At 68.4% G+C, this 23,864-nt stretch carries 21 protein-coding genes and 1 pseudogene; 14 read left to right on the top strand and 8 right to left on the bottom strand.

Features of this window, described 5'->3' with window-relative positions:
* Positions 1-11: 11 nt before the first annotated feature.
* The 3 genes from F3J14_RS00195 to F3J14_RS00185 all read right to left on the bottom strand — a co-directional run bounded on the left by F3J14_RS00195 (position 12) and on the right by F3J14_RS00185 (position 4,791).
* The gene (locus F3J14_RS00195) at positions 12-1,373 is read right to left on the bottom strand and encodes a sigma-54 dependent transcriptional regulator (protein WP_166721234.1); all 1,362 of its coding nucleotides are present in this window, start codon (positions 1,371-1,373) and stop codon (positions 12-14) included.
* Positions 1,363-3,267: an ATP-binding protein gene (locus F3J14_RS00190; protein WP_166721233.1), complete on the bottom strand. Its 1,905-nt coding sequence runs from the start codon at positions 3,265-3,267 to the stop codon at positions 1,363-1,365. The genes F3J14_RS00195 and F3J14_RS00190 overlap by 11 nt, the downstream gene beginning before the upstream one ends.
* A 159-nt stretch (positions 3,268-3,426) precedes the next feature.
* Positions 3,427-4,791, bottom strand: a complete 1,365-nt coding sequence (locus F3J14_RS00185; RefSeq protein WP_166721232.1) for a 2-hydroxycarboxylate transporter family protein — start codon at positions 4,789-4,791, stop codon at positions 3,427-3,429.
* A gap of 420 nt (positions 4,792-5,211) precedes the next feature.
* On the opposite strand from F3J14_RS00185, the gene F3J14_RS00180 reads away from it, so the two are divergent.
* Genes F3J14_RS00180 through F3J14_RS00155 form a run of 6 tightly spaced genes read left to right on the top strand, consistent with a single transcriptional unit; the run spans position 5,212 to position 11,466 of the window.
* The gene (locus F3J14_RS00180) at positions 5,212-6,072 is read left to right on the top strand and encodes a MetQ/NlpA family ABC transporter substrate-binding protein (RefSeq protein WP_166721231.1); all 861 of its coding nucleotides are present in this window, start codon (positions 5,212-5,214) and stop codon (positions 6,070-6,072) included.
* A 10-nt stretch (positions 6,073-6,082) separates the two neighbouring features.
* Positions 6,083-7,501: an LLM class flavin-dependent oxidoreductase gene (locus F3J14_RS00175; protein ID WP_166721230.1), complete on the top strand. Its 1,419-nt coding sequence runs from the start codon at positions 6,083-6,085 to the stop codon at positions 7,499-7,501.
* Positions 7,502-7,519: 18 nt separating this feature from the next.
* On the top strand, positions 7,520-8,695 hold the full coding sequence (locus F3J14_RS00170; RefSeq protein WP_166721229.1) for an ATP-binding cassette domain-containing protein: 1,176 nt from the start codon (positions 7,520-7,522) through the stop codon (positions 8,693-8,695).
* Entirely contained in the window at positions 8,688-9,344 is a 657-nt protein-coding gene (locus F3J14_RS00165) for a methionine ABC transporter permease (RefSeq protein WP_006752338.1), read from the top strand. Before F3J14_RS00170 ends, F3J14_RS00165 begins: the two co-directional genes overlap by 8 nt.
* A 56-nt stretch (positions 9,345-9,400) precedes the next feature.
* Positions 9,401-10,258 carry a hypothetical protein gene (locus tag F3J14_RS00160; RefSeq protein ID WP_166721228.1) on the top strand — a complete coding sequence of 286 codons (858 nt, stop codon included), beginning with the start codon at positions 9,401-9,403 and terminating at the stop codon, positions 10,256-10,258.
* Positions 10,255-11,466 carry an acyl-CoA dehydrogenase family protein gene (locus F3J14_RS00155; protein WP_166721227.1) on the top strand — a complete coding sequence of 404 codons (1,212 nt, stop codon included), beginning with the start codon at positions 10,255-10,257 and terminating at the stop codon, positions 11,464-11,466. The genes F3J14_RS00160 and F3J14_RS00155 overlap by 4 nt, the downstream gene beginning before the upstream one ends.
* Before the next feature lie 18 nt (positions 11,467-11,484).
* Here F3J14_RS00155 and F3J14_RS00150 read toward each other — a convergent pair whose 3' ends face one another.
* Positions 11,485-12,333, bottom strand: coding sequence for a helix-turn-helix transcriptional regulator (locus F3J14_RS00150; RefSeq protein ID WP_166721226.1), 849 nt, complete (start codon positions 12,331-12,333; stop codon positions 11,485-11,487).
* 256 nt (positions 12,334-12,589) lie between these two features.
* On the opposite strand from F3J14_RS00150, the gene F3J14_RS00145 reads away from it, so the two are divergent.
* Positions 12,590-13,543, top strand: coding sequence for a DUF2167 domain-containing protein (locus F3J14_RS00145; RefSeq protein ID WP_166721225.1), 954 nt, complete (start codon positions 12,590-12,592; stop codon positions 13,541-13,543).
* A complete protein-coding gene (locus F3J14_RS00140; protein WP_166721224.1) occupies positions 13,540-14,265 on the top strand; it encodes a site-2 protease family protein in 726 nt (241 codons plus the stop codon). The genes F3J14_RS00145 and F3J14_RS00140 overlap by 4 nt, the downstream gene beginning before the upstream one ends.
* Positions 14,266-14,326: 61 nt before the next feature.
* On the opposite strand, the gene F3J14_RS00135 is transcribed toward F3J14_RS00140, so the two are convergent.
* A complete protein-coding gene (locus tag F3J14_RS00135) occupies positions 14,327-15,784 on the bottom strand; it encodes an MFS transporter (RefSeq protein ID WP_247682082.1) in 1,458 nt (485 codons plus the stop codon).
* 194 nt (positions 15,785-15,978) lie between these two features.
* On the opposite strand from F3J14_RS00135, the gene F3J14_RS00130 reads away from it, so the two are divergent.
* Positions 15,979-17,556, top strand: coding sequence for an aldehyde dehydrogenase (NADP(+)) (locus F3J14_RS00130; protein ID WP_166721223.1), 1,578 nt, complete (start codon positions 15,979-15,981; stop codon positions 17,554-17,556).
* A 159-nt stretch (positions 17,557-17,715) separates the two neighbouring features.
* On the opposite strand, the gene F3J14_RS00125 is transcribed toward F3J14_RS00130, so the two are convergent.
* Positions 17,716-17,913 carry a type II toxin-antitoxin system VapB family antitoxin gene (locus F3J14_RS00125; RefSeq protein WP_166721222.1) on the bottom strand — a complete coding sequence of 66 codons (198 nt, stop codon included), beginning with the start codon at positions 17,911-17,913 and terminating at the stop codon, positions 17,716-17,718.
* Between the two features lie 176 nt (positions 17,914-18,089).
* Here F3J14_RS00125 and F3J14_RS00120 point away from each other — a divergent pair.
* Positions 18,090-18,638 (top strand): annotated as a pseudogene (locus tag F3J14_RS00120) (hypothetical protein); the annotation flags it as partial.
* A gap of 137 nt (positions 18,639-18,775) precedes the next feature.
* Here F3J14_RS00120 and kdgD read toward each other — a convergent pair.
* Positions 18,776-19,690 carry a 5-dehydro-4-deoxyglucarate dehydratase gene (gene kdgD / locus F3J14_RS00115; protein WP_006752326.1) on the bottom strand — a complete coding sequence of 305 codons (915 nt, stop codon included), beginning with the start codon at positions 19,688-19,690 and terminating at the stop codon, positions 18,776-18,778.
* Between the two features lie 229 nt (positions 19,691-19,919).
* Between kdgD and garD the strand changes: the two genes are divergently transcribed.
* The gene (gene garD / locus F3J14_RS00110) at positions 19,920-21,473 is read left to right on the top strand and encodes a galactarate dehydratase (RefSeq protein WP_166721221.1); all 1,554 of its coding nucleotides are present in this window, start codon (positions 19,920-19,922) and stop codon (positions 21,471-21,473) included.
* Between the two features lie 58 nt (positions 21,474-21,531).
* Here the strand turns inward: garD and F3J14_RS00105 are convergent, their stop codons facing one another.
* On the bottom strand, positions 21,532-22,017 hold the full coding sequence (locus tag F3J14_RS00105; protein ID WP_166721220.1) for an isochorismatase family protein: 486 nt from the start codon (positions 22,015-22,017) through the stop codon (positions 21,532-21,534).
* A gap of 172 nt (positions 22,018-22,189) precedes the next feature.
* On the opposite strand from F3J14_RS00105, the gene F3J14_RS00100 reads away from it, so the two are divergent.
* The 3 genes from F3J14_RS00100 (at position 22,190) to F3J14_RS00090 (ending at position 23,780) form a co-directional block, all read left to right on the top strand.
* A complete protein-coding gene (locus F3J14_RS00100) occupies positions 22,190-22,582 on the top strand; it encodes a nuclear transport factor 2 family protein (RefSeq protein WP_166721219.1) in 393 nt (130 codons plus the stop codon).
* A gap of 79 nt (positions 22,583-22,661) precedes the next feature.
* Positions 22,662-23,117, top strand: coding sequence for an RbsD/FucU family protein (locus F3J14_RS00095; RefSeq protein ID WP_006752322.1), 456 nt, complete (start codon positions 22,662-22,664; stop codon positions 23,115-23,117).
* Positions 23,118-23,342: 225 nt separating this feature from the next.
* Positions 23,343-23,780 (top strand): DoxX family protein, encoded by a 438-nt coding sequence (locus tag F3J14_RS00090; protein ID WP_166721218.1) that lies wholly within the window; start codon positions 23,343-23,345, stop codon positions 23,778-23,780.
* Positions 23,781-23,864 lie beyond the last annotated feature (84 nt).

Below are 23,864 nucleotides of genomic sequence, written 5' to 3'. Positions count from 1 at the left end.
CCTCGTTCGCGTCATTCGCCGCCGTCGGCCGCCGCGTCGCCGCGCGCGGGAATCCGCAGGTTGCGCAGCTTGTGATAAAGCGTCTTCTTCGGCATGCCGAGTGCAACGCTTGCGTCCGCGACGTTGCCGTTGTGACGCCGCAGCATGTCCTCGATCAGCATCCGCTCGAAATACGCGAGCTGCTCCGCGAGCGTGCCGCCCGCCGTGGGCGCGCTGCCGGACGACAGCAGGCTGTCGCCGGTCAGGCCGAGCACGAAGCGGTCGGCCACGTTCTGCAGTTCGCGCACGTTGCCGGGCCACGCATGCGTCATCAGTTCGGACACCTGCGCAGCCGTGACGACGGGCGCCGGCTGCCCGAAGCGACGCGCGGCCGCGAGCACGAAATGCTCGAACAGCAGCGGCACGTCCTCGCGCCGTTCGCGCAGCGGCGGCAGCTCGATCTGCGCGACGTTGAGCCGATACAGCAAGTCCGCGCGGAAGCGTCCGTCGGCCGCGAGCTCGGCGAGATCGGCCTTCGACGCGGCGACGACGCGGCAGTCGACCGGAATCAGCTCGTTCGCGCCGAGCCGTTCGACCACGCGCTCTTGCAGCACGCGCAGCATCTTGATCTGCAGCGGAATCGGCATCGTCTCGATCTCGTCGAGGAACAGCGTGCCGCCGTGCGCCCATTCGATCTTGCCGATGCGCTTCTTGATCGCGCCGGTGAATGCGCCGGCCTCATGGCCGAACAGCTCGCTCTCGAAGATCTGTTCGGGCAGGCCACCGCAGTTCAGCGCGACGAAGTGCGCGTCGCGCCGGCTGCCGAAGTCGTGCAGGCTGCGTGCGATCAGTTCCTTGCCGGTGCCTGTCTCGCCGGTGATCAGCACCGACACCGACGTATCGGCGAGGCGCAGGATCTTCTTGCGCACGTCGGCCATCGCGGGCGACTTGCCGAGCACGAACGCCTCGATGCCCTGCCAGTTGTTGAGCGCCGCGCGCAGCCCCTGCACCTCCAGCGTGAGCCGGCGCTTCTCGACCGCGCGCGCGACGCGGCCGGCGATCACGTCCGACGAGAACGGCTTCTCGATGAAGTCGTACGCGCCGTCGTGCATCGCGCCGACGGCCGTCGAAATGTCGGCGTGGCCGCTGATCAGCACGACTGGGATCTGCGCATCGACGGCCATCACGCGTTCGAGCAGCTGCAGCCCGTCGATGCCCGGCATCCGCACGTCCGACACGATCACGATGGGCGCGCCGGGCGCGACGTGCGCGAGCGCGTCGGCGGCCGACGCGAAGGCATCGACCGGAAACCCGGCGAGCGCGACGGCCTGCTCGACGCCGATCCGGACGTTTTCATCGTCCTCGACGACCAGCACGCGAATCTCATCTTCCATGCTCTGTCCTTTGTTGCGGCGTCGCCGCCGCGAATTCGATGGTGAACTGCGCGCCGCCCGCGTCGCGGTTCGTCGCGGCGATCTTCGCGCCGAACGCCTCGACGATGCGCGACGTGATCGCGAGGCCGAGTCCGAGGCCCTGGCCGCGCGGCTTGGTGGTGACGAACGGCTCGAACAGGTGCGGCAGCACGTCGGGCGCGATGCCGGCACCGCTGTCGGCGATGGTGAAGCGCACGCGGCCGGCTTCGTCCTCGTCGTCAGCATCGTCCACTTTGGCGGCTTCGATGACGATCCGCCGCACGGGCGCATCGTGCACCGCATCGAGCGCGTTGCCGAGCAGGTTCACGATCACCTGCTGCAACTGGCTCGATTCGGCGGACACCGTCGTGCCGGGCGCGATGTTCACGTCGAGCTGCACGCCTTCGTCGCGGATCCGCGCATCGTAGATGAACCGCGCATGCGCGACGGCCTCGGTCAGCGACACGGCGACGCGCTCGACGTCGGGCTTGCGCGCGAAGGTCTTCAGCTCGCCGGTGAGCACCGCCATGCTGTCGACCAGCTTGCCGATCCGTTCGAGATTGGCATATGCCGGCGCCGGCTGGCCGCGCTCGAAGAACGTGCGCGCGTTGTCGCACAGCGTGCGGATCGCCACGAGCGGCTGGTTCAGCTCGTGCGTGAGGCCGGCGGCCATCTGCCCGAGCACCGCGAGCTTGCCCGCGTGCACGACTTCCTGCTGCGAATCGCGCAGTCGTTGCTCGGTGCGTTCGCGTTCGACGATCTCGCGCTGCATCCGCTCGTTCGCGGCCGTCAGCGCGGCGGTGCGTTGCGCGACGGTCAGCTCGAGCCGGTCGTTCGCGCGGCGCAGCGCGTCCTGCGCGTTCAGCCGCGCGATGATCGCCCGGCGGCGCTGGATCGCGTAGCCGACCAGCAGCGCGGCGATCAGGAACGCGCCGGTGACGAACACGAACGCGGTCTCCTGCTGGCGCCGCGCGCTCGCGATGTCCAGCAGCACCATCAGCGAATCGCCGGCCTGCGGGGCGGGGCGCGACATCACGAGATAGCGCGTGTTGCGGCCGGCGTGACGCGGATCGGGAAACGTGCCGAACCACGCGGCGGCGCTGCGGTCGCCGATGTGGCGGTACGGCAGCACGTCGACCGTGCGGCCCGCGTATTGCCGCGACGCCTGGATGTCGCGCTGCTGCTGCGCGGTGATCGGGCGCAGCGCGGTGAATTTCCACGCCGGCTCGGTCGAGATCACGACCACGCCGTTGCCGTCGACCACCAGCGCCGCGACGCCCGGCGCGCGCCATGCGGATTCGAGCGTGTCGACGCTGATCTTCACGGCCGCCGCGCCGATCGGCGCGCCGTCGTCGCGCACCGCGCTCGCGAAGTAGACGCCCGGCACGCCGGTATTGGTGCCGATCCCGAAGAAGCGGCCGCTGCCGTGCGCGAGGGCGTCCTTGAAGTACGGCCGGTACGACACGTTCGTACCGACGAAGCTGATCGTCTCGTTCCAGTTGCTGGCGGCGATCACTTCGCCGCGCAGGTCGATCACGTCGACGGCGCCGCTGCCCGCGTCGCGGTTCACGGCTTCGAGGTACGTGTTCACCGTGTGGGCGAGCGCGGGCCGGTCTTGCGGCGCGGCCTTCAGCAGCGCGCGCACGCCGTCCTGGCGGGCGACCAGGCCGGGCAGGATCTCGAAGCGGCCGAGTTCGCTCTTCAGGCTCGACGCATACAGGTCGAGCCGGTGCGCGCCGGTTTCCTCCAGCGCGTCGATCGCGCGTTCCCACGCGAAATCGACGGCCGCGCCCGCCACGCCGACATACAGCACGGCGGCCGACGCCCACCCCCACCACGGGATTCCCTTGAAGCTCTTCTGCACGTTCGCCCTCATCGAAGCCTGCAACCGGTCACTCGCGACCGGCCGTCCGCGACCGGCCCTCCGCAACCGGCCGTCCGCAACCGGCCCTCCGCAATGACGCGCGCCGCGCGCCGGCAGGGCCGGCGGCGGCGCGTGCGAAGCAGCCTGCGCGACGGTGCGCGCGGCCGTGCATTATCCGAAGTGCGCGACCAGGATCAGCGTCACCGTGACGACGATTGCGCCGCCGATGCGCGTCGCGATCTGCGCGAACGGCATCAACTGCATCCGGTTCGCGGCGGTCAGGATCGCGACGTCGCCGGTGCCGCCTTGTCCACTGTGGCAGGCGTTCACGATTGCGGTGTCGATAGGGTACATCTTCAGCAGGCGGCCGACCACGAAACCGGTGCCCATCAGCGTCGCGACGGTCGACACGATCGTGACGACGTTGACGATCGTGAAGGCGGCGGTCAGCTTGTCCCACGGCGTCATCGCGACGCCGATCGCGAACAGCAGCGGATACGTGACGGCGGTCGAGAAGAACTTGTAGACGACGAACGCGCCTTCCTGCAGCGGCGGCGACACCGCGCGCGCGAGCTTCACCAGTACCGCGAGGAACAGCATCGCGACCGGCGCGGGCAGGCCGAACAGCTTGTGCGCCATCAGGCCCACGAGATACAGCGTGATCGCCGTGATGCCGGCGCCGGCGATGTGCGTGACGTCGACATGACCGCGGATCTCTTCGTTTTCCGGCGCCATGTCGCCGCTTTCGCCGACCTGCAGACGACCGTTGCCGGTCAGGTGCGGCAGGCGCTTGCCGAGCATGTCGAGCGCGCCCGACAGGATGATTGCCGTCAGGCTGCCGAGCATCACCGGCGGCAGCACCATCGCGAACATCTCGCCCTGCGGCAGGTGCATCAGTTCCGAATAGCCGATCGACAGCGGAATCGCGCCTTCGCCGACACCGCCCGCCATGATCGGCACGACGATGTACAGCAGCGTGTGGCGCGCGCCGAGGCCGAGCGCGGTGCCGACCGCCGTGCCGACGATCGCGGCCGCGACCGAACCGGCGGCGAGCGGGATGAAGATCTTCACGAAGCCCTGGATCAGCACGCGCCGGTCCATGCTCAGGATGCTGCCGACGATGATCGACGCGATGAACAGGTACAGGAAGTTCGTCGACTTCGTGAACTCGACCGTCAGGTTCAGCACCGGCTTCGGCAGCACGTGATAGTAGGTGAGCGCCGACGGCACGAAGGTCGCGAAGATCGCGGCCGCGCCGATGTTGCGCAAGAGCGGCAGGCGCTTGCCGAGTTCCGCGCACGTGAAGCCGAAGAACGCGAGCACGGCAATCGCCATCGAGATCTCGCCCGGAACCTTGCCGGTGACCGCGAAACCGACGATCAGCGCGAACAGGATCACGTACACCGGCAGCGGGATGATGCCGATGCGGATTTCCATCAGCTTCCACCAGCCTTCCGGCCAGAAGCGTGCGCGCGTGGCGGCGCCGGCTTCGGCAATCGGTTCCGGGTGGGACGGGGTATGGATAGAGGTCTGCAAGACGTGTCTCCTGATTGTTGGAATGCCTGCAATGCTTCGCGGCATCGTGTGCCGTCTATTACGCAACCCCCGTGCCAGAAATCCGGCCTGCCTGAATATTTTTAATGCATTGATTCATAAGGGATTTGTTTCGTCTGCGGAAAGGGTGGCCGCCCCAGGTCGGCCGAGATTTCGGAATTCGTCCGGCGGGGAGGCCGAGATTTCGGCCAGTCGGCCGGCCGGGCGCCAGGCCGACCGCGATCGCGCGCCATATCGCCGCGCGCGATTTTCTTCGCACAATCGCTTCGTAGACCGCCTTCCTGCCGCTCTCTATCATCGGCTGATCCTTTTCCGATGCGACGACTGTCCGGACAACGCCAGCGCGTTCGCCGCGGCGTCGCTCATCCGTCGATACCGTCTTTGGACAGGAGAGTGGTTCCCATGCCGCATGTCGTTTTTTCCGCTCGCTCGTGCGCCGTCCGCGTCGCACGGCTCATCCTGCCGGCCCGCCTGACGGCGGCCGCGCTGTTCGCGGCGTGGCTCGCCGTCGCGCTGCCGGGCGGCGCGCGCGCCGACACCGCGCCGCTGAAGGTCGGCATCTCGACGAGCCCGCAGATCGAAGCGCTGAAGATCGCCGCTAAGGAGGCGAAGGAGCAGGGCCTCGACGTGCGGATCGTCGAGTTCACCGACTGGAATACGCCGAACGCGGCGCTCGCGAACAAGGACATCGACGTCAACTACTTCCAGCACATCCCGTTTCTCGAGAACGCGAAGAAGCAGGGCGGCTACAACTTCGTGTCGATCGCGCCGGGCACGATCATGAAGATCGGCCTCTATTCGAAGAAGGTGAAAAGCTTTGCCGAGCTGAAGGACGGCGCGCGCGTCGCGATCGCGAACGATCCGGTCAACGGCGGGCGCGGGTTGTTGCTGCTGCAGCGCGCGGGCCTCATCACGCTGAAGCCGGGCGCCGACTACCGGGCGACGACGCACGACATCGTGTCCAACCCGAAGCACCTGAAGATCATCGCGCTCGAGGCGTCGCAGCTCGCGCGCTCGCTCGACGACGTCGACCTCGCGCAGGGCTACCCGAGCTTCATCAAGCTCGCCGGCACGACCGATCCGAACAGCGCGCTGCTGTTCGACGGCACCGAGAACAAGAACTTCGCGATCCAGTGGGTCGTGCGGCCCGAGAGCGTGAACGATCCGCGCATCCGCAAGTTCATCGCGATCTACCAGCACTCGCCGGCGGTGCGCCGTGCGCTCGACAACGCGTTCGGCTCGCTTTACGCGATCGCGTGGTGACGGAGGGAACATGACGACGCCGAACCGCAAGAAGATCCTGCTCAACGCGTTCAACATGAACTGCGTCGGGCACATCAACCACGGGCTGTGGACGCATCCGCGCGACCGCTCCGCGCACTACACCGATCTCGACTACTGGGCCGATCTCGCGAGGACGCTCGAGCGCGGCAAGTTCGACGGCATCTTTCTCGCGGACATCGTCGGCGTGTACGACGTGTTCGGCGGCGGCCCGGACGCCGCGCTGCGCGAATCGGTGCAGGTGCCCGTCAACGATCCGCTGCTGCTCGTGCCCGCGATGGCGCAGGTCACGCGGCATCTCGGCTTCGGCGTGACCGCGAACCTGACCTACGAGCCGCCGTACCTGTTCGCGCGCCGGATGTCGACGCTCGACCATCTGACGAAGGGGCGCATCGGCTGGAACATCGTGACCGGCTATCTCGACAGCGCCGCGCGCGGAATGGGCCTCGCGCAGCAGATCGGCCACGACGACCGCTACGAACGCGCGGACGACTACATGGACGTCGTCTACAAGCTGTGGGAACAAAGCTGGGACGACGACGCGGTGATCCGCGACGCGCAGGCGCGCGTGTTCGCGCAGCCGGGCAAGGTGCGGCGCGTCAAGCACGACGGGCCGTTCTATTCGGTCGACGCGATCCACCTGAGCGAGCCGTCGCTGCAGCGCACGCCGGTGCTGTACCAGGCCGGTTCGTCCGCGCGCGGCGTCGAGTTCGCGGGGCGGCACGCGGAGTGCGTGTTCGTGAACGGGCAGAGCAAGGCCGCCGCGCGCGCAGCGGCGCTCGATATTCGCGCGGCCGCCGCCCGGCAGGGCCGCGACCCGGCATCGATCAGGATTTTCGCCGGCGTGAGCGTCGTGACCGCCGAGACCGAACTTCTCGCACGCGAGAAGTTCGACGAATACCGGCGTTACGCGAGCCCGGAAGCCGGCCTCGCGCATTTCGCGAGTTCGACCGGCATCGACTTTGCGAAGTACGGGCTCGACGAGCCGATTTCGTACGTGAAGACCGATTCGATCCAGTCGGCCGTCGACGCGATCTCGCGCAAGAGCACGACCGGCACGTGGACCGTGCGCCGGATGCTCGAACAGATGTCGCTCGGCGGGCGCTACGCGCCGATCGTCGGTTCGCCGTCGCAGGTCGCGGACGAACTGCAGTCGTGGATCGACGAGACGGGCATCGACGGTTTCAACCTGACGCGTACCGTGATGCCCGAGTCGTTCGAGGATTTCGTCGACTGGGTCGTGCCTGAGCTACAGAACCGCGGCATCTACAAGGAAGACTACGATCCCGCGCCGACGCTGCGCGAGAAGCTGTTCGGCGCCGGTGCGCGGCTGCCCGCGTGGCATACGGGCGCGCAGCACCGGCCCGCCGCCGTGCCGGCATCGGAACCCGCGCATCCCGCGCATGCATGAACGTGACGGAGCGAAGCGATGACGCAACTGTTCGATACGCTGGGTTTCCTCGAGACATCGGCCGTGCGGGCCGGGGCAGCGGCACGCGACGCGCATGGCGCGCATCAGGAAGCGGCCAGGCGGGCTGAGGTCGCTGCCGTGTCGCTCGTCCACGTCGGCAAGGTGTTCGCGACGCCGCGCGGCCACGCCGCCGCGCTGCGCGACGTGACGCTCGACGTGCGGCGCGGCGAAGTGTTCGGGATCATCGGCCGCAGCGGCGCCGGCAAGTCGACGCTGCTGCGGCTCGTGAACGGCCTCGAACGTCCGAGTTCGGGCAGCGTGCGCGTGCAGGGCGTCGACGTCGGCACGCTCGACGAGGACGGTCTCGTCGCGTTGCGCCGCCGCACCGGGATGGTGTTCCAGCATTTCAACCTGCTGTCGGCGAAGACGGTGTTCGAGAACGTCGCGCTGCCGCTGAAGATCGCCGGCGTGCCGCAGGCCGAGCGCACGCGCAAGGTCGATGCATTGCTCGATCTCGTCGGGCTCGCCGCGAAGCGCGACGCGTATCCGGCGAGCCTGTCAGGCGGCCAGAAGCAGCGCGTCGGCATCGCGCGGGCGCTGGTGCACGATCCGGAGGTGCTGCTGTGCGACGAGGCGACGTCGGCGCTCGATCCCGAGACGACGCAGTCGATCCTCGCGCTGCTCGCCGACATCAATCGCCGCCTCGGGCTGACGATCGTGCTGATCACGCACGAGATGGAAGTGATCCGCGCGGTGTGCGACACGGTCGCGGTGATCGAGCAGGGCGAGGTCGTCGAAACGGGCCCGGTATGGCGCGTGTTCGGCGATCCGCGCCACGGCGCGACGCGCGCGCTGCTCAGCACGCTCGTGCATGACCTGCCGGCCGAACTGGCCGCGCGCGTGCAGCCGTTGCCCGAGCAGGCTGCGCTGCCGGACGGCGCGCAGGTCGTGCTCGACGTCCGTTATACGGGCGAAAGCGGCGGCGAGCCGGACGTCGGCGCGCTCGCGGCGGCGCTCGGCGGCTCGGTGCGTTTCCTGCATGGCGGGATCGAGCGGATCCAGGGGCATGCGCAGGGGCGCCTCGTGATCGCCGCGTCGCCCGGGCAGTCGCTTGCACACGGCGGCGCGGTCGCCGCGTTGCTGGAGCGCGCGCGCCGCCATGCGAACCATGCAGAGGTGCTCGGCTATGTTTGAACTCTGGTGGCCCGAACTGCTCGACGCGATCCGCGACACGCTGTCGATGGTCGCCGCGTCGGCCGCCGTCGCCGCGCTGATCGGCATCCCGCTCGCGGTGATCCTCGTGACGACCGCGCCCGGCGGCATCTACGAGCGGCGCGGCGTGAACGCCGTGCTCGGCGCGCTCGTCAACGTGTTCCGCTCGACGCCGTTCATCATCCTGCTCGTCGCGCTGCTGCCGTTCACGCGCGTGCTGATCGGCACGACGATCGGCGTCTGGGCGGCGGTCGTGCCCTTGTCGATCGCCGCGATTCCATTCTTCGCGCGAATTGCCGAAGTGAGCCTGCGCGAAGTCGATCGCGGGCTGATCGAGGCCGCGCTCGCGATGGGCGCGAAACGCCGCCACATCGTGTGGCACGTGCTGCTGCCCGAGGCGCTGCCCGGCATGCTCGGCGGCTTCACCATCACCGTCGTCGCGCTGATCGGCTCGACCGCGATGGCGGGCGCCGTCGGCGCGGGCGGGCTCGGCGACCTCGCGATCCGCTACGGTTACCAGCGTTTCGACACCACCGTGATGGCGACCGTGATCGTGATCCTGATCGCACTCGTATCGGCCGTGCAGATCACGGGCGACCGCCTGGTCCGACACGTGACCCGGCGTACCTGAGCGGCGCCACGAGCGCGGCTCATTTCATTTTTCCAGACCCTGAGAGAACGATACCCATGACCTTGCCCATCGGCGCACCGCGCGAATGGAACGGACAATTCGAGGAAGCGCTGTTCCTGGACGTCGCGCGACGCCATCGTCCCGGCTTTCCCGACAAGCTCGCGACGCCGCCGCGCGAGCCGCGCAGCGAAGACGAGCTGGCCGCCGTCGCCGACTACTACACGAAGATGGCGTCGCACGACCTGTTCATCGTGCAGGTCGTCGCGAAGGCGATCGACACGCTGTTCCGCGACAATCCGCATTTCCAGCTGATCCTGTCGCGCCAGCTCGGCGACGACGGCGCGCACGCGGTGATCGGCCGCGAGCGCGTGACCGAACTGACGGGTCGCGATCCGCTGCCGGAAGTCGAGCGGCTCGTCGCCGCGCACTGGGCGCGCATCGGCGATATCGCAGTGCGCGACGTCGCGGGCTTCCTTGCGTTCGAATGGCATTACGAGCTGCACATCCTCGCGAAGCTGTGGATCCAGCGCAAGACCGGCGGCATCGCGGATGGCGCGATGCGCGAGCACGGCGAAAACCGGATTCGCCCGGACGAGGAGTGGCATCGCGTGCAGATCGTCCAGTGGTGGTTCGACACGTTGAAGGCGCTGCCGGCCGCCGAGCGCGATGCGCTGATCGACCGCGTGATCGCGGCCGACGAGGAAACGCAGGCGCGGCTCGACGGGTATCTGCATGACGAGTACGCGCATACCGCGCATGTGTTCGGTGCGGATATCGCCGAATACCGCGCGATCTACGACGACTGGCGGCGCGAGATCCTGTCGCGGCTGACCGGCCGCCGGCTCGGCGCGCTGGTGCCGCTGTCCGGCGAAGTCGTGGCGCACGAACCCCTTGCACGGGAAGCGGTCGCATGAACGATCTCCGCGGCCCGGCGACGTTTGCGCCGGATCCCGATGCACGCGCGATCGACGCCGATGCGCTGGCGCGCGCGATCGACTCGCTACGTGCGACGGCGGCCGCGCGCGACCGCGCGGGCGGTCATGCGGCCGACGAGAAGCGGTGGCTCGCCGACGCCGGCCTGCTGACGCTCGCGGTGCCGCGCGAATTCGGCGGACAGGAAGCCGCTTGGCCGGCGATCTACGACACGATCCGGCAGATTGCGCGCGTCGACAGCGCGCTCGCGCATCTGGTCGGGTTCCAGATCCTGCAGATCGTGAGCGTCGACGTGTGGGGCAGCGCGGCACAGCGGGAGCGCTATCTGCGCGGCACGGTCGAGCATCGCTGGTGGTGGGGCAATGCGGTCAACCCGCTCGACACGCGGCTGGTGGCGATCGCGACGCCGGACGGCGGCTACCGGCTCGACGGCGTGAAGGGCTTCTGCTCGGGTACGCGCGGCTCGCAGCGGATGACCGTGTCCGCGCACGATCCGGAAACGGGCCGCACCGTGTTCGGCGTGGTGCCGACCGATCGCGACGGGATCACGGTCAACGAGGACTGGGATCCGATCGGCCAGCGTCAGACCGACAGCGGCAGCGTGCGCTTCGACGGCGTGACGCTCGCGGCGGACGACGTCTTGCACCGGTCCGAAACGCCGCCGACGCCGCGCGCGACGCTGCGCACGCTGGTGTCGCAGCTGGTGCTGACGAACCTGTTCGTCGGGCTTGCCGAAGGCGCGCTCGCCGAGGCGCGCGACTACGTGCTGAAGCATGGCCGGCCGTGGATACATTCGGGCGTCGCGCAGGCGAGCGACGATCCTTATACGCTGCAGCGCTTCGGCGACATGCGCGTGCGGGCGGTGGCGGCGGCATCGCTGGCCGACCGCGCGGCGCTCGAGTTGCAGCGCGCATGGGCGCGACGCGACGCGCTGACGGCCGACCAGCGTGCCGAAGTGGCGCTCGCCGTGTCGGAGGCGAAGATCGTCGCGCAGCGCGCGGCGCTCGACAACGGCGAGGCGCTGTTCGATGCGTGCGGCGCACGCGCGACGGCCGCGTCGCTCGGCCTCGACCGCTTCTGGCGCAACGCGCGCACGCATACGCTGCACGATCCGCTCGACTATCGGCTGCGCGACGTCGGCCGGTTTGCGCTGACGGGAGCGTTGCCGCAGGCGTCGCTTTATACGTGACGGCGGTCAGCCATCGCGTCACTGCACCGGCAACTTCTCCGCCAGTGCCCGCATCGCATCCACCGTCTCCGGATTCGCCGGAAAAAAAGCCTCGATCGCGAGCTCCGACAGCGTGACGTCGACCGGCGTGCCGAACACCGTCGTCGTGCTGAAGAACGTCAGCTCGCCGGCCGCCGTGCGCAGCCGCAGCGGCACCGCGATGTCCGCGTAGTCGGTGCGTGCATGCGTGTCGTCGCGCTGGCCGGCCGGCGCCGGATAGGCGGCCAGTTCGTCGCGCAGCGCATGCAGCGCGCGGTCGCCGCTCGCGTCGATCTGCCGTTGCAGCCGGTGCAGGATATGCGCGCGCCATTCGTGCCAGTTGACGATCTGCGACGCGAGGCCGTCCGGATGCAGGCTCAGGCGCAGCACGTTGACGGGCGGCTGCAGCAGCGCCGGATCGGCCTGCGCGACCAGCGCGCCGAGCATCCGGTTCGCGGCGAGCAGCGTCCAGTGGCGATCCACCGCGAGTGCCGGGTAGGGCTCGTGGCCGCGCAGCACGGCCTCGACCGCGTGGCGCGCCGCATCGAGCTGCGGATCGGAGAACGGCCGCTCGCGAAACAGCGGCGCATAGCCGGCCGCGACGAGCAGCGCATTGCGCTCGCGCAGCGGCACGTCGAGGCGCTCCGCGAGATGCAGCACCATGTCGCGGCTCGGCTGCGCGCGGCCCGATTCGACGAAGCTCAGGTGTCGCGCGGACACCTCCGCCTCGAGCGCGAGCGCCATCTGGCTCAGGCGCCGGCGTTGACGCCAGGTGCGCAGCAGCGGGCCGATGCCGGACGCGTGGCCGGCGGACGGGGGGAGCGAATGGAGGGCGGCGGTCGAGTTCATGGTGAAGATGATAGGCAATCCGGCACGCGCCGGGCATTACCCGACAGGTAAGCATTCCCGACCGGCGTGCGTCGCCGCTTCCGCCGGCTGCGGCCCGAGGCTCTCTTCCGCCCCCGCATTTCGTTCCCTGACGCGCCGCGACGCTGCGTTACCATAGCCTCCGTGCCACCGGAGAGGCGGCGCCGGACCCGCGACCACAACGCTCGGGCCGGACGCCGTGCACATTCACAACAAGGCAGTCCAGGGGAATCCAACAATGAAAAAACTCGCTGTCCGCGTTGCCTGCGTGGCGATGCTCGCATTCGCCGCGACCAGCGGCCACGCGCAAACCGAAGCCGCGCAGGTCGAAATGAGGGCTGCCGCCGCGGCCGCCAACAAGGCCGTCGTCAGCGGGCCGGCCGATATCGACGTCAAGCACGAAGCCGTGCTGAAGCTGAAGGCGGGCGAATCGTTCGTGCCGGCCGCCGAAGCCGGCCGCTACCTGCGCTCGATGGGCAACTCGGTCGACGAATCGAAGCTGGTCGGCCTCGTGCTGCCCGAGGGTTCGGACGCCGACTGGCTTTCTGTCGTGTCGTTCGAGCCGAGCGGCTATATCCGCGACGACGACGCGAAGGACTGGAAACCCGACGAATTGCTGAAGAGCCTGCAGGCCGGCACCGAGAAAGACAACCCGGGGCGCAAGGAGCGCGGGTTGCCCGAAAACGAGGTGGTCGGCTGGGCGCGGGCGCCCGCATACGACGCGGCCACGCACCGGCTCGTGTGGTCCGCGATCCTCCGCCACAAGGGCGCGCCCGCGAACGCGGAGAACGAAGGCGTGAACTATCGGACGCTCGTGCTCGGCCGCGACGGCTACCTGTCGCTGACGATGGTGTCGAGGCTCGCCGATCTGCCGACGTACAAGGCCTCGGCCGACGACCTGCTCGCGAACATCCGCTTCAACGACGGCAAGCGCTATGCCGATTTCAACAAGTCGACCGACCACGTCGCCGAGTACGGTCTCGCGGCGTTGATCGTCGGCGTCGGCGCGAAGAAGCTCGGCCTGCTCGCGCTGATCGGCGCGTTCGCGCTGAAGTTCTTCAAGATCGGCGCAATCGCGCTGCTGGCGGGCGGTGCGGCGCTGAAGCGCTTCTTCGGCCGCAAGCCGAAGGCAGCCGCGGTACCGGTCATCGCCGATGCGTCCGGCGCGCCGGAGATGGAGCGCAAGGAATGACGAAGCTGCTGCTGCTGATCTTCGGCGGCCTGAAGCTCGGCAAGGTGCTCATGTCGGCGGGCACCATGCTGGCGTCGATCGCGGTCTACGCGCTGTTCTACGGCTGGCGCTTCGCGGCCGGCTTCGTCGCGCTGCTGTTCGTGCACGAGGCCGGCCACTACGTGGCCGCGCAGCGGCGCGGGCTCGACGTCGGGCTGCCGACGTTCATTCCGTTCGTCGGCGCGTGGATCCAGTTGAAGGAGATGCCGCACGATGCCGAAACCGAGGCGTACGTCGGGCTGGCCGGGCCGTTCGTCGGCACGCTCGGCGCGCTGGCCTGCTACGCGGCCGCGCGCCACTACGACAGCAACCTGCTGCTCGCGCTGTCGTACACGGGCTTCTTCCTGAACCTGTTCAACATGATTCCGCTGTCGCCGTTCGACGGCGGGCGCATCACCGCGGTGCTGTCGCCGCGTATCTGGTTCGCGGGCGTGCCCGTGCTGATCGCGCTGTTCGTGTATCGGCCGAGCCCGCTGTTGATCGTGATGGCGATCCTCGCGCTGCCGCAGCTGAAGCGCGCGTGGCGCTACGATCCCGCCGCGCCGGAGAACCGCGCGTACTACGCGACGTCGATCGAGACGAAGGCGACCTACGCGCTCTGCTACATCGGCCTGCTCGCGTTTCTCGCGCTGATGACGTCCGGCGTGCACGACATGCTGCGCGTCGCGCATTCGGCGGCCTGATGCAAAAACGGCGGCCGTTCGCACGCGGCCGCCGTCATCTTCCTTTCATGCCCGCCGAAGCTCACGCGTCGCGATGACGCAGCTCGACGCGCTTGATGTCCTTCACGATCACCAGATAGCTGAACACCGTGACGAGCGCGTTCAGCCCGACGAACACGAGCGCGCCGTTGAACGAGCCGCTCGCGCCGACCAGGTAGCCGATCGCGATCGGCGCGACGATGCCGGCCGTGTTGCCGAACATGTTGAACAGGCTGCCCGACAGGCCGATCGCCTCCTTCGGCGCGGTATCCGCGACGACGGCCCAGCCGAGCGACCCGATTCCCTTGCCGAAGAACGACACCGCCATCAGCACGATCACCAGCACTTCGCTGTCGACGTAGTTGCAGCCGATGATGACCATCGACAGCAGCATCCCGCTGACGATCGGGATCTTGCGCGCGAGCGTCAGCGACACGCCGCGACGGATCAGCAGGTCCGACAGCATCCCGCCGAGCACACCGCCGAGGAACCCGCAGATCGCCGGCAGCGACGTCATGAAGCCGGCCTTCAGCAGCGACATGCCGCGCGCCTGCACGAGGTAGATCGGGAACCACGTGAGGAAGAAGTAGGTGAGCACGTTCACGCAGTACTGGCCGAGATAGACGCCGAGCAGCATCCGGTTCGACAGCAGCTGGCGCACGTAGTACCAGCCCGCGACGCGGCTGCCTTCAGACGCCGAGGACGCCGCGCCGCTACCGCGCGCCGCGTTCGGCCGCGCCGTCGCGCGCACGAGGCCGCCGCCCTGCTCGATATGCTCGAGTTCCGCGCGGTTCACCGCCGGATGGTCGACCGGGTCCTTCATCACGCGTAGCCACAGGAAGGCGAGCGCGATGCCGGCGAGGCCGAGCCACAGGTACACGTGGTGCCAGCCGTACGCATGCGTGAGCCACGCCATCAGCGGCGAGAACACTACCGCCGCGAAATACTGCGCGGCGTTGAAGATGGCCGACGCCGTACCGCGCTCGGCGGTCGGGAACCAGCTTGCGACGACCTTCGCGTTCGCGGGAAACGCGGGTGCCTCGGCGATGCCGACCGCGAAGCGCATCACGAACAGCGCGGTCACTGCGAAGGCGGCGCTGCCGCCGAGGCCGATCGTGCTTTGCAGCAGCGTGAACGCCGACCACAGGAAGATGCTCGCCGCATACACGCGGCGCGCGCCGAAGCGGTCGAGCAGCCAGCCGCTCGGCAACTGCGCGAGCACGTACGCCCAGCTGAACGCCGAGAAGATGTAGCCCATCGTCACCGGATCGATGCCGAAGGCCTTGCGGATCGGCGTGCCGGTGATCGACAGCGTCGCGCGGTCCGCATAATTGAGCGTCGTGACGACGAACAGCATCGCCAGGATCCAGTAGCGCACGGCGGTCCGGCGCGCGCTGCCGGCGAGATCGATCGGAAGATCGCGAGGGGTGGTCTGATTGTTGGGCACGTTAAGGTACGTCGTCGTATGACATGACCGGCAGTTTATGAGCAACGTCGCCATGCAGAAACCTCGGGTTTTCCCTTTGCGGGGTGACGCGAAAGGGTCAGAAATTCGTGCTTGAGCCGGATGGATAAGGATTTGACGCACGGGACCGCGCTGCCGATGCGCGGCGCAAATATCGAAATGTCGTCGGCAGACATCATATCTGTTGAGCTACAATAACCGAATCATTCCCGAACCACGGAGCACACCCCATGCAATTGACTGGAGAGATGCTGATCGGCGCCGAAGCGGTGGCCGGCTCGGCCGGTACCTTGCACGCGTTCGACCCGTCGAAGGGCGCGCCGATCGATGCGCCGGCCTTCGGCGTCGCGACGCAGGCCGACGTCGAGCGCGCGTGCGAACTCGCGCGCGACGCCTTCGACGCGTACCGCGCACAGCCGCTCGCGGCCCGCGCGGCGTTTCTCGAAGCGATCGCCGACGAAATCGTCGCGCTCGGCGACGCGCTGATTGAACGCGCGCACGCCGAAACGGGCCTGCCCGTCGCACGGCTGCAGGGCGAGCGCGGCCGCACCGTCGGCCAGCTCCGCTTGTTCGCGCGCGTCGTGCGCGACGGGCGTTTCCTCGCCGCGTCGATCGATCCCGCGCAGCCCGAGCGCACGCCGCTGCCGCGTTCGGACCTGCGGCTGCAGAAGGTCGGGCTCGGGCCCGTCGTCGTGTTCGGCGCGAGCAACTTCCCGCTCGCGTTCTCCGTGGCCGGCGGCGATACCGCGTCGGCACTGGCGGCCGGCTGTCCGGTAATCGTGAAGGCCCATGAGGCGCACCTCGGCACGTCCGAGCTGGTCGGTCGCGCGATCCGCGCGGCGGTGGCGAAATGCGGGATGCCGGCCGGCGTGTTCTCGCTGCTGGTCGGCCCGGGCCGCGTGACCGGCGCGGCGCTCGTCAGTCATCCGGCGATCCAGGCCGTCGGCTTCACCGGGTCGCGGCAGGGCGGCATGGCGCTCGTGCAGCTCGCGAACGCGCGTCCGCAGCCGATTCCCGTCTATGCGGAAATGAGCAGCATCAATCCGGTCGTGCTGTTCCCGGCCGCGCTGGCCGCGCGCGGCGACGCGATCGCGACCGGCTTCGTCGATTCGCTGACGCTCGGGGTCGGCCAGTTCTGTACGAACCCGGGCCTTGTGCTGGCGATCGACGGTCCCGATCTCGACCGCTTCGAGTCGGTCGCCGCGCAGGCGCTCGCGAAGAAGCCGGCCGGCGTGATGCTGACGCGCGGCATCGCGGACGCGTATCGCAACGGTCGCGGCAAGCTGGCCGAATTGCCGGGCGTGCGTGAAATCGGCGCGGGCGAGACGGCGCAGACCGAATGCCAGGCGGGCGGCGCGCTGTACGAAGTCGCCGCGCAGGCGTTCCTGGCGGAGCCGGCATTCAGCCACGAGGTGTTCGGGCCGGCATCGCTGATCGTGCGCTGCCGCGATCTCGACGAAGTCGCGCACGTGCTCGACGCGCTGGAGGGCCAGCTGACCGCCACGCTGCAGATGGACGCCGACGACAAGCCGCTCGCGCGCCGCCTGCTGCCGATCCTCGAACGCAAGGCGGGGCGTCTGCTCGTCAACGGCTATCCGACCGGCGTCGAGGTGTGCGACGCGATGGTGCACGGCGGGCCGTTCCCGGCGACGTCGAATCCGGCCGTCACGTCGGTCGGCGCGACCGCGATCGAGCGTTTCCTGCGGCCCGTGTGCTACCAGGACTTCCCGGACGATCTGCTGCCCGAGGGGCTGCAGGAAAGCAATCCGCTCGCGATTCCGCGGTTGCGGGACGGCAAGGCGGAGTGAGGGTGCTGAACGTGACCGACTGAAGGCCGCGTCCCGGGAGGGGCGCGATTCGGTACGTTGATGGATGGCGGCGGACGGTGCCCACGGGCGCGTCCGCCGTTTTCATTTATGGCGGGGTTTCGTGCCGCGGGGTTGCGCGATCTGAAGTGTCGACAAGAATCATGCGGGCTCTGACGGCCGGCGTGGAACGGATTCAAGATCTGGCTCGGTGCCGACGAGGCGGGCACGTCGTCGTGCGCTTTCGCGCGCGATCAAAGCGCGCAGCGCTTCTCTCACCAGCGCCGATTTTTCGGTGACGCCGGTTAATTGCTGCGCTTTGGCGAGCAGTGCGTCGTCGAGGGATAAGGTGGTGCGCATGTACGGCTCGCGAGTAAGTCGACGTGTCAATTGTCGCATCAGATGATGTGTTGCCGCGGCGAGCCGGCCCCCACCTTCCGCGTCGCCTGAATTTCTCCTACAGTAGCGGGGCTGCGGGCCGTCCGGCCCGCTGGCGAGCCTGAGAGACCGACACAAGACCAACAAGGAACCATCCGATGAACATCAGCAAGCGCGGCGACCACCTGTTCGCCGCCGGACTGTGGAAGGCGATCGGCGACGTCGCGCATTCCGTGCGCAGCCGCATCGGCCAGTACAGCGAAGGGCGCGTGCTCGCGAATGCGCTGCTGGAATTCCAGCGCGACCTGGGCGGCAGCGAATTCGACGTGACCATCAACCAGGGGCGGCCCGTGACCGGCTCCGATGCGCATTCGCTCATGTTCGGCCTTGCCGTGCGCCGTTTCAGGCAGGACATGGAAGCACTGGTGTTCGCGCTCGAGCAGCGCCGCGGCATCGACGAACGCGACCAGAACCTGCGTACCGACGCGCTGATGCAGGCCAACAGCGCGCTGCTGACCGCGAAGCAGTCGGCGACGATCACGGTCGGCCGGTTCTTCGATGCGGTCGTCGACCGCGACGTGCTGGGGCAGATTCTCGGCGGCGAGTCGAACGCACGCGTGCGTTCGGACGCGCAGGGACAGATCGAGACGACCCGGATCAAGCTCGGCAACGTGCGTCACCGGATCATCGGCGTCATCGCGCAGATGTTACGGCACGCGTTCGCGGCGGGTGCAGCGGTTGCTGCCGCTGCAAACGACCGCGGCCGGCAAGAGCCGGCCGCGACGCAACACTGACGACAAGCCGGCCGCGGTGCCGCTGAGCGCACCGCGCCGGCCTTACCCGCTTACTGCGGGCCCATCTTCTTGATCAGCACGTCCAGTTCGGCGACTTCGGCGTCGTTGAGGTCGACGAGCGGCGCGCGCACCGGGCCCGCGTCGTGGCCGACGAGCTTCGCGCCCGCCTTCACGATGCTGACCGCGTAGCCCGCGCGACGGTTGCGGATCTGCAGGTACGGCAGGAAGAACTCGTCGATCAGGCGGCCGACCGTTGCGTGGTCGTCCTTCGCGATCGCTTCGTAGAATTCCATCGCCGTCTTCGGGATGAAGTTGAACACGGCCGACGAGTACACCGGCACGCCGAGCGCCTTGTACGCGGCTGCGTAGACTTCGGCCGTCGGCAGGCCGCCGAGGTACGCGAAGCGGTCGCCGAGACGGCGGCGGATCGTCACCATGCTCTCGATTTCGCCGACGCCGTCCTTGAAGCCGATCAGGTTCGGGCAACGATCGGCGAGGCGCTCGAGCATGTCGGCGTTCAGCTTCGAATTCGCGCGGTTGTACACCACGACGCCGATCTTCAGCGCGCGGCACACCTGCTCGACGTGTTCGGCGATGCCTTCCTGGCTGGCTTCGGTCAGGTAGTGCGGCATCAGCAGCACGCCGCTCGCGCCGAGGCGCTCGGCTTCCTGCGCATATTCGATCGCGACGCGCGTCGCGCCGCCGGCGCCGGCCAGGATCGGCACCTTGCCCTTGCAGGTTTCCGTCGCGACGCGAATCACGTCCGAATACTCGCGCTGCGTGAGCGAGAAGAATTCACCGGTGCCGCCGGCCGCGAACAGCGCGGTCGCGCCGTACGGCGCCAGCCATTCCAGGCGCTCCGCATAGGTGGTCGGGCGGAAGCTGCCGTCTGCGTCGAAGTCCGTCAGCGGAAACGACAGCAGGCCGTGGGAGATGATTTGTTTGAGTTCTTGCGGTGAAGTCATGGTTGGGTCGTCCGTCTAGCGCGAGTGCTGGTTTGTCGGGCACGGCATCCGAGCCGTATTGGCGATGTCGTTGTATGTCATCGTACAACGAGGGAAGAGGTGACGCAAGCGGTTTGCTGGCGGGCCGGGGTTAGGGTCTTTCCGAATAAGGGTTTACGCAACATCCCAGGTCGGCGCTGAATGTCGTATGATGACTAACGATTTGACCGGTAGCCTCCCAGGAATTCCGATGATTGCTTCCCCTCTCTACATCCGCGTGCACCCGGACGACAACGTCGCGATCGTCGTCAACGACGGCGGCCTGCCCGAGGGCGCGACGTTCGCCGACGGCCTGACGCTGCGCGAAGGCGTGCCGCAAGGGCACAAGGTCGCGCTGGCCGACCTCGCGGCCGGCGACCCGATCGTCCGCTACAACGTCGTGATCGGCTACGCGCTCACGCAGCTGCGCCGCGGCAGCTGGGTCAACGAGCGCACGATGCGCATGCCCGAGCCGCCGGGGCTCGACAACCTGCCGCTCGCCACGCGTGCCGCGCCGCCGCTGGCGCCGCTCGAAGGCTATACGTTCGAGGGCTTCCGCAATGCCGACGGCTCGGTCGGCACGCGCAACATCCTCGCGATCACGACGACCGTGCAGTGCGTGTCCGGCGTCGTCGAGCATGCGGTGAAGCGGATCAAGGAAGAACTGCTGCCGCGTTACCCGAACGTCGACGACGTGGTCGGGCTCGAGCACACGTACGGCTGCGGCGTCGCGATCGATGCACCCGATGCCGACATTCCGATCCGCACGCTGCGCAACATCAGCCTGAACCCGAACTTCGGCGGCGAGGTGATGACGGTGAGCCTCGGCTGCGAGAAGCTGCAGCCCGAGCGCCTGCTGCCGCCCGGCGCGATTCCGGTGACGGCCGACGGCGCGACCGACAACGGCGGCGTGGTGTGCCTGCAGGACGCCGCGCACGTCGGCTTCAACTCGATGATCGATTCGATCATGAAGATGGCCGAATCGCACTTGGAGCGGCTGAACCGCCGTCGCCGCGAAACCTGTCCGGCGTCGGATCTCATCGTCGGCGTGCAGTGCGGCGGCAGCGACGCGTTCTCGGGGCTGACCGCGAACCCGGCGGTCGGTTTTGCGGCCGACCTGCTGGTGCGTGCCGGCGCGACGATCATGTTCTCGGAAGTGACCGAAGTGCGCGACGGCGTCGCGCAACTCACGTCGCGCGCCGCGAACGAGGACGTCGCCCGCGAGATCATCCGCGAGATGGACTGGTACGACCGTTACCTGGAGCGCGGCCGCGTCGACCGCAGTGCGAACACGACACCCGGTAACAAGAAGGGCGGCCTGTCGAACATCGTCGAGAAGGCGATGGGCTCGATCGTGAAGTCGGGCAGCGCGCCGATCGCCGGCGTCGTGCGCCCCGGCGATCGTGCTCGGCAAAAGGGGCTGCTGTACGCGGCGACGCCCGCGAGCGACTTCATCTGCGGCACGCTGCAGCTCGCGGCGGGGATGAACCTGCACATTTTCACGACCGGCCGCGGCACGCCGTACGGCCTGGCGCAGGTGCCGGTGATCAAGGTCGCGACGCGCAGCGATCTCGCGCGCCGCTGGCACGACCTGATGGATCTCGACGCGGGGCAGATCGCGACCGGCGCGGCGTCGATCGAGGACGTGGGCTGGGAGCTGTTCCGGCTGATGCTCGATGTCGCGAGCGGCAAGCGCCGCACGTGGGCCGAGCAATGGAAGCTCGCGAATGCGCTGACGCTGTTCAATCCGGCGCCGGTGACCTGAAGCACGGTTGCGACGGCCGACGATGCGGGCGCCCGTTTTCATTGCGGCGGCGGGCGCGCTACGCGTCGTCGTTCGGCAGGTCGAACAAGGTATGCGCGTACTCGACGCGGCCGAAATGATGTTTCCACAGCCGCACGCCGAGTTCGCCGCTGCGATCGAGCGACGAACCGGCCGTGAGATCCGCGAGCAGCGTCGGATGCAGGCCCGCATCGAACAGCGCGAAGCCGGCCGCGAGCACGCACGTGTCGGTCTGGATGCCGCAGACGAGCACGCGTTCCGGCGCGAGCGCGCGCAAGTGCTCGACGACTTCGACGGGCAGCCCGTAGCCGTGCTTGACGAATACGCGATCGGCGGCGATCAGGCTGTCGTCGTCGCGGGACGGGCGCCAGCCGAGCTGCCGCTCGAACGGCACGCGCGCTTCGTCGTGACGCTCGACCGTCGCGACGGTCGGCAGGCGTCCGACAAGCGCGCGCACGCGGGTGACGAGCCATTCGGGCGGCGCGAACGTCGGCTGGATGTCGACGATCAGGAGGGCTTGCTGCATGGCGGATGACGTCCGGAGTACCAGGCAGGCCGATTCTAGCGCGTGCGTCGGCGGTGCGATTTCCTTACTTCGAACGTAATCGACCGCCCGCGCGGGGCCGGCGACGATAGCGGCACGCGAACCCGACAGGTTCGCGGCGCTGTCTTCCCTTCATCCAGACCAGGAGCCTCGCATGAACACCGCCCAAACCGTCCAGTCCGCTCACGCCGACCTGATCGACCGTTATTTCGATGCATGGAACGAACCCGACGCCGCGCGCCGGCGCGCGCTGATCGGTGCGACCTACGCGAGCGACGCGGCCTATCGCGATCCGCTGATGGCCGGCGACGGCCACGCGGGCATCGACACGATGATCGCGGCGGTGCAGGAACGCTTCCCCGCATTCCGTTTCCGCCGCACGACCGACGTCGACGGGTTCGGCCAGCACCTGCGCTTCTCGTGGGCGCTCGTGTCGCCCGACGGCGCGGCGATCGTGAAGGGTTCGGATTTCGGCACCGTCGACGCATCGGGCCGCCTGAAGTCGGTCACGGGTTTCATCGACGAAATGCCGGCCGCGGCGTCGTGACGCGAACCGCGCATGCCCGGCGGCGTCCGGGATCGGGTAACGTTATGCGGTTCGTTCCTGATCCCGGAGACTAGCCGACATGCTGAAGAATCTCGATCCGCTGCTGCACGCCGACATCCTGCACGCACTGCGCGCGATGGGCCACGGAGATGAAGTGGCGATCTGCGATGCGAATTTCCCGGCGGAATCCGTCGCCGAGCACACGGTGGTCGGCCGCGCGCTGCGCATCGACGGCGCCGATTCGGCGCGCGTCGCGCGCGCGGTGCTGTCCGTGCTGCCGCTCGACACGTTCGTCGACACGCCCGCGTGGCGGATGGAAGTCGTCGGCGATCCGGCCGCGGTGCCGCCCGTGCAGCGCGAGGTGCAGGCCGAGATCGATCGCGCGGAAGGGCGCGCGGTGCCGCTCGCGGGCATCGATCGTTTCGCGTTTTACGAGCGCGCGCAGCAGGCCTACGCGGTGATCGTCACCGGCGAGCTGCGCGGCTACGGCTGCTTTCTGTTCAAGAAAGGCGTGCTGTTGAGCGATGCGGCTTAGGGCCACATCCCTTTATTTGCGGCACAGGCCGATCGCCGTTTTTCGCGGCGCCGCCGTGCCTGCGCCGCCGCAGCAGTGTAAAGATTTGCTACAACCTTTTTCTTGGACACCGCGGAAAGACCCTCTATGCTGGCCCATTTGCCGCGGGCCCCGCAGGGCCACGCGGCCCCGAACCGCATGGGTGTGCCCCGTGCGGACGGCCGAATTGCATACGAGGAGAGAGGCATGGCGCGTTCCGTCGATTCCGGCGTCATTTTTTTCGCGCGCCTGGCGCTGGCGGCGTTGTTCTTGTGGGGCGGCGTGATGAAGCTGCTCGGCTACAGCGATTTCATCGGCTATCTGCACGCGCTGAACGTGCCCTATCCGCAGGTGATGGGCCCGATCGTCGTCACGATCGAAGCGCTCGGCGGCCTGCTGCTGATCGTCGGCTACAAGGTGAGGCCGCTCGCGTTGCTGCTGGCGTTCTATACGATCGCGACCGCGATGGTCGGGCACAATTTCTGGGACGCGACCGACGCAGCGGTCCAGCACGACATGGTGATCCACTTCTGGAAGAACGTCGCGATCGCCGGCGGCTTCCTGCTGCTGTTCGTGACCGGCGCCGGCGGCGCGAGCATCGACGCGCTGCGCCGGCCGAGTTCGTCGTATGGCGCGCTGCGCTGAGTCGAGCTGAAGCGGGCAACGCGCGCACGTCGTCGCACTAAAGCAAAACAGAAGGGCCGAATCCCGCACGCCGCGGGATTCGGC

The organism is Burkholderia sp. Tr-862 (genome assembly GCF_011753085.1).
GTDB classification, from domain to species: domain Bacteria; phylum Pseudomonadota; class Gammaproteobacteria; order Burkholderiales; family Burkholderiaceae; genus Burkholderia; species Burkholderia ambifaria.
The sequence above is the reverse complement of the archived record's forward strand: the minus strand, read 5'-3'. Positions and strand labels throughout refer to the sequence as shown.

Coding starts and splice junctions, on each gene's coding strand:
- F3J14_RS00160 (WP_166721228.1), top strand. CDS start 9,401: ATGACCTTGCCCATCGGCGCACCGCGCGAATGGAACGGACAATTCGAG.
- F3J14_RS00180 (WP_166721231.1), top strand. CDS start 5,212: ATGCCGCATGTCGTTTTTTCCGCTCGCTCGTGCGCCGTCCGCGTCGCA.
- F3J14_RS00155 (WP_166721227.1), top strand. CDS start 10,255: ATGAACGATCTCCGCGGCCCGGCGACGTTTGCGCCGGATCCCGATGCA.
- F3J14_RS00100 (WP_166721219.1), top strand. CDS start 22,190: ATGAACACCGCCCAAACCGTCCAGTCCGCTCACGCCGACCTGATCGAC.
- F3J14_RS00150 (WP_166721226.1), bottom strand. CDS start 12,333: ATGAACTCGACCGCCGCCCTCCATTCGCTCCCCCCGTCCGCCGGCCAC.
- F3J14_RS00165 (WP_006752338.1), top strand. CDS start 8,688: ATGTTTGAACTCTGGTGGCCCGAACTGCTCGACGCGATCCGCGACACG.
- F3J14_RS00145 (WP_166721225.1), top strand. CDS start 12,590: ATGAAAAAACTCGCTGTCCGCGTTGCCTGCGTGGCGATGCTCGCATTC.
- kdgD (WP_006752326.1), bottom strand. CDS start 19,690: ATGACTTCACCGCAAGAACTCAAACAAATCATCTCCCACGGCCTGCTG.
- F3J14_RS00195 (WP_166721234.1), bottom strand. CDS start 1,373: ATGGAAGATGAGATTCGCGTGCTGGTCGTCGAGGACGATGAAAACGTC.
- F3J14_RS00140 (WP_166721224.1), top strand. CDS start 13,540: ATGACGAAGCTGCTGCTGCTGATCTTCGGCGGCCTGAAGCTCGGCAAG.
- F3J14_RS00190 (WP_166721233.1), bottom strand. CDS start 3,267: ATGAGGGCGAACGTGCAGAAGAGCTTCAAGGGAATCCCGTGGTGGGGG.
- F3J14_RS00135 (WP_247682082.1), bottom strand. CDS start 15,784: ATGGCGACGTTGCTCATAAACTGCCGGTCATGTCATACGACGACGTAC.
- garD (WP_166721221.1), top strand. CDS start 19,920: ATGATTGCTTCCCCTCTCTACATCCGCGTGCACCCGGACGACAACGTC.
- F3J14_RS00105 (WP_166721220.1), bottom strand. CDS start 22,017: ATGCAGCAAGCCCTCCTGATCGTCGACATCCAGCCGACGTTCGCGCCG.
- F3J14_RS00130 (WP_166721223.1), top strand. CDS start 15,979: ATGCAATTGACTGGAGAGATGCTGATCGGCGCCGAAGCGGTGGCCGGC.
- F3J14_RS00170 (WP_166721229.1), top strand. CDS start 7,520: ATGACGCAACTGTTCGATACGCTGGGTTTCCTCGAGACATCGGCCGTG.
- F3J14_RS00175 (WP_166721230.1), top strand. CDS start 6,083: ATGACGACGCCGAACCGCAAGAAGATCCTGCTCAACGCGTTCAACATG.
- F3J14_RS00090 (WP_166721218.1), top strand. CDS start 23,343: ATGGCGCGTTCCGTCGATTCCGGCGTCATTTTTTTCGCGCGCCTGGCG.
- F3J14_RS00095 (WP_006752322.1), top strand. CDS start 22,662: ATGCTGAAGAATCTCGATCCGCTGCTGCACGCCGACATCCTGCACGCA.
- F3J14_RS00125 (WP_166721222.1), bottom strand. CDS start 17,913: ATGCGCACCACCTTATCCCTCGACGACGCACTGCTCGCCAAAGCGCAG.